Source organism: Kitasatospora sp. NPDC038210, assembly GCF_055600605.1.
Genome location: NZ_JBVJYK010000010.1, coordinates 298,533 through 310,657, shown reverse-complemented (window position 1 = coordinate 310,657; position 12,125 = coordinate 298,533). Strand labels below are relative to the sequence as shown.

Sequence of the window (12,125 nt, the reverse complement as noted above, 5' to 3'; positions counted from 1 at the left end):
CCCGGGTCGTGCCCGCTTCGTGATCCGGTGGGGCCGATCCGGTCCGCGGCTCGCAACGCCCGTCGGCTCGATCGGGCGCGTCGGCGAGGTCACCGGATGCCAAGGTGTGCAGCGCGGTAGCGTTGAGTGGATATGGCATGTACGCTGCGTATCGCTGGTTGAACACCATGCGGGCCTGGTTGCCACTCCGTGGGGGGAGTCGCATCCAGGCCCGGGCGCCGGCCAAGGGCCCGGCCGTGCTCGTGGGGGAGCGTCGGCTGGGCCCGTCGGTGGGCTGTCCTCGTTATGCCCGGCCGGACGGTGTTTCAGTCATGACAATCCGTCGGAGTCTTCGCGGCGGGGTCCGGCGGCCCGCCGCCGGCCGCTGACGACCGGGGCCCGCGCGGGCCGGCTCAGCCGAGGCCGAACCAGCCGAGGACGGTCTGGGCGAGCAGGATCGTCGACATGGCGGCCACGCCGACGACCACGGCGGTGGCCGCGATGCGGTAGCGCGGACCGTTGGCGGCCTCGCCGAGGACGGCCCGGCGGTTGGTCAGCACGAGCAGGTAGACCAGGACGATCGGGCTGATCAGGCCCTGCAGGACCTGGGTGCCGATCAGCAGCTGGATGACGTCCACCGGGGTCAGCGCGACCACGGCGCCCAGGGCGATCTGGGCGGTGAACACCCCGAGGAACAACGGCGCGTCGCGGAAGCTGCGGGAGACCGAGCGCTCGACGCCGGCCGCCTCGCCGACGGCGTAGCTGGCCGAGAGCGGCACCACGGCGCCGGCCAGGGCGGAGGCCCCGATCAGACCGAAGGCGAACAGCAGCTCGGCGCCGTGCCCGGCGACCGGCTTCAGGGCCTCGGCGGCCTGCGCGGCGGACTCCAGGGGGCCGCTGCCGCCGATCGCCGAGGCGGTGGCGATGATGATGGTCAGGCTGATCACGCAGGCGAACACGGCGCCGAGCACGGCGTCGGCCCGGATCAGCTTGTAGTCGGCGGGCTTGGCACCGCGGTCGACGACCCCGGCGGCGGCGTAGAACTGCATGTAGGGGCTGACGGTGGTGCCGATCAGCGCGACGGCCAGCAGGATGAAGTCCTTGCCGGGCTCCAGGTGTGGGACGACCAGGTGCTCGCCCACCCGCCCCCAGTCGGGGCTGCCGAGCACCATGGCGACGGGGTAGGCGAAGAACGCCAATGACATGATCAGGAAGATGCGCTCGGCCCACTTGTAGGAGCCGAACAGCACCAGCGACCAGAGCAGCACGGCGGCGGGCGGGACGACCGCCCACTTGGGCACGCCGAGCAGCTCGAACGCCGCGCCGATCCCGGCGAACTCGCTGACCACCAGGCCGGTGTTGGCCAGCAGCAGGCAGAACACCGCCAGGGCGGTCAGGCGCAGGCTGAACTGCTCGCGGATCAGCGCGCCCAGCCCCTTGCCGGTGTGGGCGCCGAGGCGGACCGCCATCTCCTGCACCATCACCAGGGCGACGGTGACCAGCACCATGAAGAACAGCGTGCCGTACGTGAACTGGGAGCCGGCGCTGGCGTACGTCGCGATGCCGGCGGCGTCGTTGCCCGCGTTGGCGGCGACCAGGCCGGGGCCGGCGATCATCGCGACGGCGGCCAGCCGGCGGATGCCCCGGCGGCGGGCCGGGGCGGACGGCGCCGGGGCCGGGTGCGCGCCGTCCGGCCGGGTGCCGCCGTTCGGCCGGGTGCCGCCGTCCGGGCGGGTGTCGAGGTCGCGGGTCACTTGAGGAGCCTCCGGAAGTGCAGGCGCCCGCGCTCGGGCAGCAGCGTGTCGAGGATGTCGTCGGCCAGGACGCGGCCGAGCGGGCGGCCGGTGTGGTCGACCACCAGCAGCGAGGTGGCCCGGGCCGCGATCAGGCGATCCGCGGCCTCGGCGAGCCGGGTGTCGGGCGGGACGGTCACCGGCGGGCCGAACTGGGCCAGCCAGGCCACCAGATCGGCGACCACCGTGGTGTCCTCCGCGACGGCCAGGTCGAACAGGGGGAGGTCGCCGAGCAGTCGGCCGTCGTCGTCCAGCACGGCCACCGCGTCGATGTCGGTGCGGTGGTCGGCCTGCGCGGCGAGCTCCGCCCGTACCCGGGCGACGGTGTGCGCGGGGCGGGCGGTGACCAGCAGGGTGGTCATCGCGCCGCCCGCGGTGCCCTCGCGGTGGGTGAGCAGGGCGCGCAGCTCGGCGGCCCCCGGGGCGGTCATCCGGGCGAGCAGGTTCTCGCGCTCGCCGGGGTCGAGGTCGCGCAGGGCGTCGGCGGCCTCGTCGGGCTCCATCTCGTCGACCAGCCGGGCGGCGTGCTCGGGCGGGGCCTCGCGGAGCAGGTTCTCCAGCTCGGCGGGCTCCATCTCCTCCAGGGCGTCGGCGGCCTGCTCGGGCTCCAACCAGCCGAGCAGCTGCTGGCGTTCGTGGCGGCCGAGGTCCTCCAGGATGTCGGCGAGGTCGGCCGGGCGCAGCCGGTGCAGCGCGGAACGGGAGGCGCGCAGCCGCACCTCGGCGGGCCCGTGGGTGGCCTGCTCGCCGAACGGTGCGACGGACTGCCAGTCCAGGACGCGCTCCGGGGTCGGGCGGACCTGCCAGCGGCGCGGGCCGAGGCGGCGCAGCAGGGTGGGCAGGGAGACGTCGACGCCGACCAGGACGGTGCGGGCCGCCAGCGGGGCCAGGTAGAGGTCGGCGGCGCGGGTGACCTGCACGCCGTCGACGTCGACGAGTTGATGGTCCAGCACGTCGCGGGCGAGCAGCACCTCACCCGGCCTGCGGTTGAACTCCCGGAGGTCCACCCGGGCGGTGCGCAGCCGTACCCGGCCGGTCAGGATCCGGTCGACGGCGTCGGCGGCGATGAAGGCGCGGCGGCGGCCTATCCGGATGATCAGGCCGGTGACGGGCGGGTAGGGCTCCGGCCCGTAGAGCCGGGCGACCACGTCGACGACCCGGCCCATCTCCTCGCCGGCCTGGTTGGCGACCGGGCCGCCGATCAGCCCGGCGAGCGAGACCAGGGAGGAACGCACGGCCCGGGAGACCGTGGTGCGGTGCTCGGCGTCGACCGTGCGGTCGCGCAGCCGGGCCGTGGCGGACGTGAACAGGGTGGTGGCAGCCACGAGGAAGGACCCCCTCGCCCCGGACGGTTCGGGGCATGCGGGCCGCCCGACGGGCACGCCACCGCGCGCCCCGACCGCACGGGCGGTTCCGGGCGCACGCCGAGGCGTCCCGCGCGGGGCGGGAGGGCAGGGCGGGGCCGGACCGGGTCGGTCAGGGCAGGAGGGGGCGCCTCGGACGGCGGAAGGACGGCGAGGACAGCGCGGGAATGGGCCGACTATGGCCAGGACTTCCGTCCATCACGCCTCCCTCCCGATCTCGGCCGCGCATCGGCGTCGCGGCGGCACGGCAGGGGGAGACCGGCGTCACCGCCGGGTGCACCCCCACTCGTCAGAGCTTTGGCACTCCACGGCGTGTCCCTGGTCGCGAGCGACGGGAAGCCACTTGGGGTCACCCCTTGGGCCGGGGAGACCTGTCCTGATCCGGAGCGTCTCTCGACGGGTGGGATCAGTGGCCTGTGTCCGTGAAGACGCCTCACCGAACGAGGTGTCTGTATGAATCGGCCCCAGGATAGGCCCCCGCCGCGCGTCCGGCGAAACCCTTGACCGGACCTTGACCCCGCGCTGACCTGCGGGGGAGCCGCCGGGCGCGGCCCGGGGCCCGGTTCCGGACGGTTCCGTGCGCGGGCGCACCGGTCCGTGACGGGGTCTCATCATCCGGACGCCCGACGGGATTTGTGCGCCCGCCCCGGCGGTTTGCCCCTAAGCTGACCGGGCAGCTGGTTCGCCCTGTCCACCAGGCAGGCGCGTCGCAAGAGGGAACCCGGTGGGAATCCGGGACTGCCCCGCAGCGGTGAGCGGGAACGACCGCCGTCATACGCACTGGGCCCGGGAGGGCCTGGGAAGCGACGGCCAGTAGGTGTCCGCCCTTCACAGGGTGGGTGTGCCCGCGAGTCCGAAGACCTGCCCGCTGCCCGCCCGCGGACCATCCGCGCGCGGCCATCCGGTGACCTCGTGGGCGGGTCGGCGACCATACCGGGCAGATCGGGCCGTGCGTTGCGCGGCGGCCGCTGCCCGGTTCGTCATCCCTTCGCGCCCTCGTGCCGTCCCCGGGCACCCGAGGAGCAAGACTCGCGAAGGAGAGTCCCTTGACCACGAAGTCCGCAGCCGCGGCGACCCTCGCCACCGCGTACGGCTACCCCCGCCAGGGCCGGGGCCGGGAGCTCAAGAAGGCCGTCGAGGGGTACTGGAAGGGCGCGGTCACCGCCGGGGCGCTGCTGGCCACGGCCGCCGACCTGCGCCGGGGGAACTGGCAGCAGCTCGCCGATGCCGGCATCGAGGAGGTCCCGACCGGTGACTTCTCGCTCTACGACCACGTGCTGGACACCACGGTCGCCGTCGGCGCGATCCCGGCCCGGCACCGGGACGCGGTCGAGGCCGACGCGCTGGCCGGGTACTTCGCCATGGCGCGCGGCACCCAGGATGTCGCTCCGCTGGAGATGACCAAGTGGTTCGACACCAACTACCACTACCTGGTACCGGAGTTGGGGCCGGGCACGGTCTTCGTGGCGAACCCGGCCAAGGCCGTCGGCGAACTGGCCGAGGCGCTGGCGCTCGGCCACGAGGCCCGGCCGGTCCTGGTCGGCCCGGTCACCTACCTGCTGCTCGCCAAGCCCGCGCCCGGCGTCGCCGCCGACTTCCAGCCGATCAGCCTGCTGGACCGGCTGCTGCCCGTCTATGCGCAGCTGCTCGCCGACCTCAAGGCGGCCGGTGCCGAGTGGGTGCAGTTGGACGAGCCGGCGCTGGTACAGGACCGCACCCCGGCCGAGTTGAACGCCGCCGCCCGTGCCTACCGCGAGCTGGGCGGCCTCACCGACCGGCCGAAGCTCCTGGTGGCGAGCTACTTCGACCGCCTCGGCGACGCCCTGCCCGTGCTCGCCAAGGCCCCGGTCGAGGGCCTGGCGCTGGACTTCACCGGGACCGCCGCCGGCAACCTGGACGACCTCGCCGCCGCCGGCGGCCTGCCCGGCAAGCGGCTGGTCGCGGGCGTGGTCGACGGGCGCAACGTCTGGATCAACGACCTGGAGAAGTCGCTGGCCACCCTGGCGACCCTGCTCGGGCTCGCCGACCGCGTCGACGTCGCGCCGTCCTGCTCGCTGCTGCACGTGCCGATCGACGCCACCGCCGAGCGGGACATCGACCCGCAGATCGCCCGCTGGCTCGCCTTCGCCAAGCAGAAGGCCGCCGAGGTGGCGCTGCTGGCCCGCGGCCTGCGCGAGGGCGCCGGCGCGATCACCGCCCGACTCGCCGCCAACCGCGCCGACCTGGCCACCCGCGCCGGCTCCCCGATCACCCGCGACCCGGCCGTCCGTGCCCGGGCCGCCGCCGTCGGCGCGGCCGACACCCGCCGCGCCCAGCCCTACCCCGTGCGGGCCGCCGCCCAGCGCGCCCGGCTCGGCCTGCCGCTGCTGCCCACCACCACGATCGGCTCCTTCCCGCAGACCACCGAACTGCGCCTCGCCCGGGCCGATCTGACGGCGGGCCGGATCGACGCGGCCGCGTACCGGGAGCGGATGGAGGCCGAGGTCCGCGAGGTCATCGCCTACCAGGAGAAGGCCGGCCTCGACGTCCTCGTCCACGGCGAGCCCGAGCGCAACGACATGGTGCAGTACTTCGCCGAGCAGCTCACCGGCTACCTCGCCACCCGGCACGGCTGGGTGCAGTCCTACGGCACCCGTTACGTGCGCCCGCCGGTCCTCGCCGGGGACATCTCCCGACCGCACCCGATGACCGTCGACTGGTTCGGCTACGCGCAGGGCCTGACCGACCGCCCGGTCAAGGGCATGCTCACCGGCCCGGTCACCATGCTCGCCTGGTCCTTCGTCCGCGACGACCAGCCGCTCGCCGACACCGCCCGCCAGGTCGCCCTCGCGCTGCGCGACGAGGTCACCGACCTGGAGGCCGTCGGCGCCGCCGTAGTCCAGGTCGACGAGCCCGCCCTGCGCGAGACCCTCCCGCTGCGGGCCGCCGACCGCCCGGCGTACCTGGACTGGGCCACCGAGGCCTTCCGCCTCGCCACCTCCGGCGTTCGCGCCGACACCCAGGTCCACACCCACATGTGCTACGCCGAGTTCGGCGCGATCATGACGGCGATCGACGAGCTCGACGCGGACGTCATCTCCCTGGAGGCGACCCGCTCCCGCATGGAGGTCGCCGGGGAGCTGGCCGGGGCCGGGTACCCGCGCGAGGTCGGGCCCGGGGTGTGGGACATCCACTCCCCGCGCGTGCCGAGCACCGACGAGGTCGTGTCCCTGCTGCGCGCAGGGCTCGCGGCCATTCCGGCCGAGCGCCTCTGGGTGAACCCCGACTGCGGTCTGAAGACCCGTGGGTGGACCGAGACCCGCGCCTCCCTGGACAGCCTGGTCGCTGCGGCCCGCAGGCTGCGCGAGGACATCGCCGACTGACCGTCCGCCGGGGAGCCGCAGGTCGCGCGCCCGTAGCCGCGCGCCCGCAGCCGGCGGCTCACGGCCCCGGCGGACCTTCCGTCGGGGCCCCCGACCGGGCGAACCCCCGTGCGTCCGAAAGCCGGTCAGCGGGCGCCGATCACACCGCCGTCCTCGGCTGCGGCTCGGGGCTTGTGGGCGACGAAGGTCAACCGTCCCCCCACCCCGATGGTCAGGTCCTCGAAGCCCAGCGTCTGCAACCGCGTCAGGAAGGCGGCCGGCTCCACCGGGTTGTAGGTGTCGCCCTCGTGGAAGTGGTGCAACCCGTCGCCGGGCAGGCTGTCCGAGCCCACCAGCACGCCGCCGGGGCGCAGCACCCGCAGGACCTCGGCGAGCAGCCGGTCCTGCAGTGCCCGGGCGGGGACGTGGTGCAGCATCGTGAAGCAGGCCACCGAGTCGAAGGTGTCGTCGGCGAAGGACAGCGCGGTGGCGTCGCCGTGCAGGACCTCGACGTTGGTGCCGGCGAAGCGGGCCGCGAGGGCCTCGGCGGCGGGCTGCTCGTACTCGACGGCGACGAGCCGTTCGACGCGGTGCCGCAGCCAGTCGGTGGCCGCACCGGGGCCGGGGCCGACCTCCAGCATCACCGTGCCCAACTCGGCCCCGGCCGTCACCGTGGGCAACACCGAGGTCTGCAACGTCCGGGCCCATTCGGGGCTGGTGCACACCCGTGCGTGGTTGAGGTTCATGCCCCAGAGGCTAGGAAAGGACGCGGGTGGGGCACCACCGCGTACGCTCCCAGATCATGTCGCCAAACGGACAACCTCCGGCCGGTCCACCGGGCACCGTGGACCAGGTGGCCGCCGCGATCGTGGTGCGTGCCTACGACCTGGCGCCGGGCAACCGGTTCGGCACCCACCGGCACGACACCCACCAGGTCGTCTGGGCCCGCAACGGTGTGCTGACCGTGTCGACCGAGGACGGCGAGTGGATCCTGCCGCCGACCCGGGCGCTGTGGATCCCGGCCGGCACCGCGCACCAGACCGCCGCCCTGGCGAGCACCGCCATGCGCAGCCTGAACATCACCCGGGGGCCCGGGCTGCCCGGCTGGTCACTGCCCCAGCCGGTGGCGGTGGGTCCGCTGGTCGCCGTCCTGATCGACCACCTGGCCGGGGCCGCCCTCGCCCCGGAGCACCGGGCCCGGGCCCAGGCCGTCCTGATCGACAACCTGGCGCCGGTCGCCGCCCGTTCGATCGAGGTGCCGATGCCCGCCGATCCCCGGGCCCTGGACGTCGCCCGCGCCCTGGTCGCGGACCCGGCCGACCCGCGGACCCTCGCCGAGTGGGGGCGTCAGGTCGGCTCCAGCGCACGGACCCTGGCCCGCGCGTTCGCCGCCGACACCGGCCTCACGTTCGCCCGCTGGCGCACCGCCGTCCGGCTGCGCGCGGCCCTCGGCCACCTCGCCCGGGGAGAGCCCGTCAGCAGGGTCGCGGGCCGCGTCGGCTACGCGACACCCAGCGCCTTCGTCGCCGCCTTCGTCCGGGAGACCGGCCTCACCCCCGGCAGCTACTTCCACGGCGGCCCGCCCGCGGTCTGAGCCCGCAGAGCCCGTACCCGCGCCCGCACCCGCCGCCGGTGGGGCTCGCCGCCGGCCCGGCCCGGCACCGCCGACGCTCGATCCCGTGCGGTGGGCGTGGAACCCGCGCCCGCTCTTGCGGCCGAGCAGTCCCGCCTCGACCATCCGGGAGAGCAGCGGCGGCGGGGCGTACAGCGGCTCCTTGTACTCGTCGTACATCGACCGGGCGATCGCCTCGACGGTGTCCAGGCCGATGAGGTCGGCGAGGGCGAGCGGCCCCATCGGGTGGGCGCAGCCGTGGACCATGCCGGCGTCGATGTCCTCGGGGGTGGCGTGGCCGGCTTCGGCCATCCGGATCGCGGACAGCAGGTAGGGCACGAGCAGCGCGTTGACGACGAAGCCGGCGCGGTCGCGGGAGCGGACGACGTGCTTGCCGAGGACGTCCCGGGCGAAGGCCTCGACCCGGCCGACCACGGCGGGGTCGGTGTGCAGCGAGGTGACCAGTTCGACCAGCGGCATCACCGGCGCGGGGTTGAAGAAGTGCAGGCCGAGGACGTGGGAGGCCCGGCCGGTGGCGATGCCGAGCCGGGTGACGGGGATGGCCGAGGTGTTGGTGGCCAGGACGGCGTCGTCGGCGACGAGGACCTTGTCGAGGGTGGTGAGCACCTCGGTCTTGACCCGTTCGTCCTCGACGACGGCCTCGACGACCAGCCGGCGGTCGGCGAGCGCCTCCGGGTCGTCGGCGAACAGCAGGTGTGCCCAGGCGTCGGTGCGCTGCTGGTCGCTGATCCGGCCGCGGTCGACGGCGCGGTGCAGGGAGCGGTCGATCCGGCTGCGGGCGGCGCGCAGGGCGTCCCGGCCGTTCTCGCAGACGACGGTGTCGAGCCCGGCGCGGGCGAAGACTTCGGCGATGCCGGAGCCCATCTGTCCGGCGCCGACGATCGCGACGCGGCGTAGGTCGTTCATGGTGCGGTTCCTCCGTGGTCGGGCGGCTCAGGCCGCGGTGCGGATCCGCACGAGGTGGCGGGCGTAGGCCCTGGTGGTGAGGAAGGCGGGCAGCTGCGCGCCGAGCGCGGTGTCCGCCAGGATGCGCACCGCGTCGTCCACCAGCAGCGGGTCGGTGCCCTCGGCGAGCAGGGCGGCCCGCTCGCGGTCGATCAGCCGCCGCACGAGGTCGGGCGTGGCGAGCGAGCCGCCGGTCAGCCGGGTGCAGTGGTGCTGCCACTGCCAGATCTGGCAGCGGGCGATCTCGGCGGTGGCGACGTCCTCCATCAGGCCGAAGACGGCGACCGCGCCGGAGCCGTCCAGCCAGGCGACCAGGTAGCGCAGGGCGACGGCGACGTTGGAGCGCAGGCCCTGTTCGGTGGGCAGGCCGGCCGTGAGCCGCTGGACGCCGAGCAGGTCGGCGGCGGTGACCTCGACGTCCTCGCGGGTGCGGTCGAGCTGGTTCGGGCGGTCGCCGAGGACGGCGTCGAAGGCGGTGCGGCAGGTGTCGACCAGGCCCGGGTGAGCGACCCAGGAGCCGTCGAAGCCGTCGCCGGCCTCCCGCTCCTTGTCGGCCCGGACCTTCGTCAGGGCCACTTCGTCGGCCGCCGGGTCGCGCTGTGGGATCGCGGCGGCCATCCCGCCGATGGCGTGGGCGCCGCGCCGGTGGCAGGTGCGCACCAGCAGGTCGGTGTAGGCGCGCATGAACGGCTGGGTCATGGTGAGGGTGGCGCGGTCGGGCAGGACGTAGCGCGGGCCGTGGCGGGCGAAGTTCTTGATCAGGCTGAACAGGTAGTCCCAGCGGCCGGCGTTGAGGCCGGCGGCGTGCTCGCGCAGCTCGTAGAGGATCTCGTCCATCTCGAAGGCGGCGGTGATGGTCTCGATCAGGACGGTGACGCGGATCGTCCCGTGCGGGATGCCCAACTCGGCCTGGGCGAAGGTGAGGACATCGTTCCAGAGCCGGGCCTCGCGGTGGTTCTCCAGCTTGGGCAGGTAGAAGTACGCGCCGGAACCGGCCGCGATCTGCGGGCGCCCGCAGTGGAAGAGGTAGAGGCCGAAGTCGACCAGTGCGCCGACGGCCGGGCGGCCGTCGATCAGCAGGTGCCGTTCGTCGAGGTGCCAGCCGCGCGGACGGACCACGATGGTGGCCGGGTCGTCCCCGATGTAGTAGCGCTTGCCCTCCGGGGTGGTGTCGTCGATGCGGCGCTCGACCGCGTCCAGCAGGTTGAGCTGGCCGGTGACGAGGTTGTGCCAGGTGGGGGAGGTGGCGTCCTCGAAGTCCGCGAGCCACACCTTCGCACCGGAGTTGAGGGCGTTGACGGTCATCCGCCGCTCGGGCGGGCCGGTGATCTCCACCCGGCGGTCGTGCAGGCCGGGGCCCGCACCGGCCACCCGCCAGGTGCGGTCCTCCCGGACGGCGCGGGTCTCCGGGAGGAAGTCCGGCGTGCCACCCGCGGCCGACGCGGCGGCGCGGCGGTCGCGTTCGTCGAGCAGTTCGGTGCGACGTTCCGCGAACCGGTCGTGCAGGCGGGCGAGGAAGGCGAGGGCCTCGGTGGTGAGGATCTCGTCGAAGCGGTCCTCGGGTGCGCCGAGGATCTCGATGCGGCTGGGCTGGCTCATCCGGTTCTCCAGGAGGCGGGTGGGAGGCGCCCGGGGCCTCGTCCCTCAACGAGGCCCCGGGCTGCGGGGTGGAAGGCGGCCTCGTCCCCAACGAGGCCGCCGGGGTGGCTCAGTGGAACTGCTCGGCCTCGGTGGAGCCGGTGAGCGCCAGGGTCTCGGCGTTCGGGTTGAGCGCGGTGGAGACCAGGTCGAACCAGCCGGTGCCCACCTCGCGCTGGTGCCTCACGGCGGTGTAGCCGTCCGGCACGGCCGCGAACTCGGCCTCCTGGAGGTCGACGTAGGCCGTCATGCCGTGCTCGGCGTAGCCGCGGGCCAGCTGGAACATCGAGTGGTTGAGCGCGTGGAAGCCGGCCAGCGTGATGAACTGGAAGCGGTAGCCCATCGCGCCCAACTCCCGCTGGAACTTGGCGATCCGGTCGTCGTCCAGGGCGGCCTTCCAGTTGAAGGACGGCGAGCAGTTGTAGGCGAGCATCTTGTCCGGCTGCTCGGCCTTGATCGCCTCGGCGAACTCGCGGGCCTGGTCGAGGTCCGGGGTGCCGGTCTCCACCCACAGCAGGTCCGCGTACGGGGCGAAGGCGAGGCCGCGGGAGATGACCGGCGCCATGCCCGGCTCGACCCGGTAGAAGCCCTCGGCGGTGCGCTCGCCGGTGCAGAACCGGGCGTCGCGCTCGTCGACGTCGCTGGTCAGCAGGTTGGCGGCGAGCGCGTCGGTGCGGGCGACGATCAGGGTCGGCACGTCCGCGATGTCGGCGGCCAGCCGGGCGGAGTTGAGGGTGCGGACGTGCTGGGCGGTGGGCACGAGCACCTTGCCGCCGAGGTGGCCGCACTTCTTCTCGGAGGCCAGCTGGTCCTCGTAGTGGATGCCCGCCGCGCCGGCCGCGATCATGCCCCTGGTGAGCTCGAAGGCGTTCAGCGGGCCGCCGAATCCGGCCTCGGCGTCGGCCACGATCGGCACCAGCCAGTCCGGCCCGTCGTTGCCCTCGGCGGCGTCGATCCCGTCGGCGCGCAGCAGGGCGTTGTTGATCCGACGCACCACCTGAGGCACCGAGTCGGCGGGGTAGAGGCTCTGGTCCGGGTACGTCTGCCCGGCCTGGTTGGCGTCGGCCGCGACCTGCCAGCCGGACAGGTAGATCGCCTGCAGCCCGGCCTTCACCATCTGCACGGCCTGGCCGCCGGTCAGCGCGCCGAGCGCGTGGACGTAGTCCTGCTCGTGCAGCTGCCGCCACAGGCGCTCGGCGCCGCGCCGGGCCAGGGTGTGCGCCTCGCGCACCGTGCCGGACAGTCGCACCACGTCGGCCGACGTGTAGCTGCGCTCGATGCCGGCCCACCGGGGGTCGGAGGCCCACCGGGCGGCGAGCTCCGCCGCCTGCTGCTCCTGCTGCTGCCGAACCGACTGAGTCATGGGTCTGCTCCCCAGGGTGCTCGTTGCGAAGGATGTGACGCACCTCACCGCGAGGGCGAGTGGGCGGCC

7 protein-coding genes, 1 pseudogene and 2 riboswitches are annotated in these 12,125 nt (G+C 74.3%); of the genes and pseudogenes, 2 read left to right on the top strand and 6 right to left on the bottom strand.

What is annotated here, in order from left to right; all coding sequences use genetic code 11:
- Nucleotides 1-392: 392 nt before the first annotated feature.
- Together ACZ7KX_RS22205 and ACZ7KX_RS22200 are read right to left on the bottom strand one after the other, a co-directional pair.
- Nucleotides 393-1,733 carry an NRAMP family divalent metal transporter gene (locus tag ACZ7KX_RS22205; RefSeq protein ID WP_470327941.1) on the bottom strand — a complete coding sequence of 447 codons (1,341 nt, stop codon included), beginning with the start codon at nt 1,731-1,733 and terminating at the stop codon, nt 393-395.
- Complete coding sequence (locus ACZ7KX_RS22200; RefSeq protein WP_470327940.1) at nt 1,730-3,097, bottom strand: magnesium transporter MgtE N-terminal domain-containing protein; 1,368 nt, start codon at nt 3,095-3,097, stop codon at nt 1,730-1,732. Before ACZ7KX_RS22200 ends, ACZ7KX_RS22205 begins: the two co-directional genes overlap by 4 nt.
- Nucleotides 3,098-3,409: 312 nt before the next feature.
- Nucleotides 3,410-3,588, bottom strand: a riboswitch (M-box (ykoK) riboswitch).
- A gap of 209 nt (nt 3,589-3,797) precedes the next feature.
- Nucleotides 3,798-4,019: riboswitch (cobalamin riboswitch) on the top strand.
- A gap of 163 nt (nt 4,020-4,182) precedes the next feature.
- On the opposite strand from ACZ7KX_RS22200, the gene metE reads away from it, so the two are divergent.
- The gene (gene metE / locus ACZ7KX_RS22195) at nt 4,183-6,498 is read left to right on the top strand and encodes a 5-methyltetrahydropteroyltriglutamate--homocysteine S-methyltransferase (protein ID WP_470327939.1); all 2,316 of its coding nucleotides are present in this window, start codon (nt 4,183-4,185) and stop codon (nt 6,496-6,498) included.
- Nucleotides 6,499-6,623: 125 nt separating this feature from the next.
- Here the strand turns inward: metE and ACZ7KX_RS22190 are convergent, their stop codons facing one another.
- Nucleotides 6,624-7,223, bottom strand: a complete 600-nt coding sequence (locus tag ACZ7KX_RS22190) for a class I SAM-dependent methyltransferase (RefSeq protein ID WP_470327938.1) — start codon at nt 7,221-7,223, stop codon at nt 6,624-6,626.
- A 56-nt stretch (nt 7,224-7,279) separates the two neighbouring features.
- Here ACZ7KX_RS22190 and ACZ7KX_RS22185 point away from each other — a divergent pair, with 56 nt between their 5' ends.
- Entirely contained in the window at nt 7,280-8,071 is a 792-nt protein-coding gene (locus tag ACZ7KX_RS22185) for an AraC family transcriptional regulator (protein ID WP_470327937.1), read from the top strand.
- An 81-nt stretch (nt 8,072-8,152) separates the two neighbouring features.
- Here the strand turns inward: ACZ7KX_RS22185 and ACZ7KX_RS22180 are convergent.
- From ACZ7KX_RS22180 to aceA, 3 genes and pseudogenes are all read right to left on the bottom strand, one after another.
- A pseudogene (locus ACZ7KX_RS22180) lies at nt 8,153-9,016 on the bottom strand (3-hydroxybutyryl-CoA dehydrogenase); the annotation flags it as partial.
- A gap of 27 nt (nt 9,017-9,043) precedes the next feature.
- Nucleotides 9,044-10,654: a malate synthase A gene (aceB, locus tag ACZ7KX_RS22175; protein ID WP_470327936.1), complete on the bottom strand. Its 1,611-nt coding sequence runs from the start codon at nt 10,652-10,654 to the stop codon at nt 9,044-9,046.
- A gap of 109 nt (nt 10,655-10,763) precedes the next feature.
- A complete protein-coding gene (aceA, locus tag ACZ7KX_RS22170; RefSeq protein ID WP_470327935.1) occupies nt 10,764-12,056 on the bottom strand; it encodes an isocitrate lyase in 1,293 nt (430 codons plus the stop codon).
- Nucleotides 12,057-12,125 lie beyond the last annotated feature (69 nt).

Bases quoted from the DNA above. Each gene is read 5' to 3' on its own strand.
- ACZ7KX_RS22185 (WP_470327937.1), top strand. From the start codon at position 7,280: ATGTCGCCAAACGGACAACCTCCGGCCGGTCCACCGGGCACCGTGGAC.
- aceA (WP_470327935.1), bottom strand. From the start codon at position 12,056: ATGACTCAGTCGGTTCGGCAGCAGCAGGAGCAGCAGGCGGCGGAGCTC.
- aceB (WP_470327936.1), bottom strand. From the start codon at position 10,654: ATGAGCCAGCCCAGCCGCATCGAGATCCTCGGCGCACCCGAGGACCGC.
- ACZ7KX_RS22190 (WP_470327938.1), bottom strand. From the start codon at position 7,223: ATGAACCTCAACCACGCACGGGTGTGCACCAGCCCCGAATGGGCCCGG.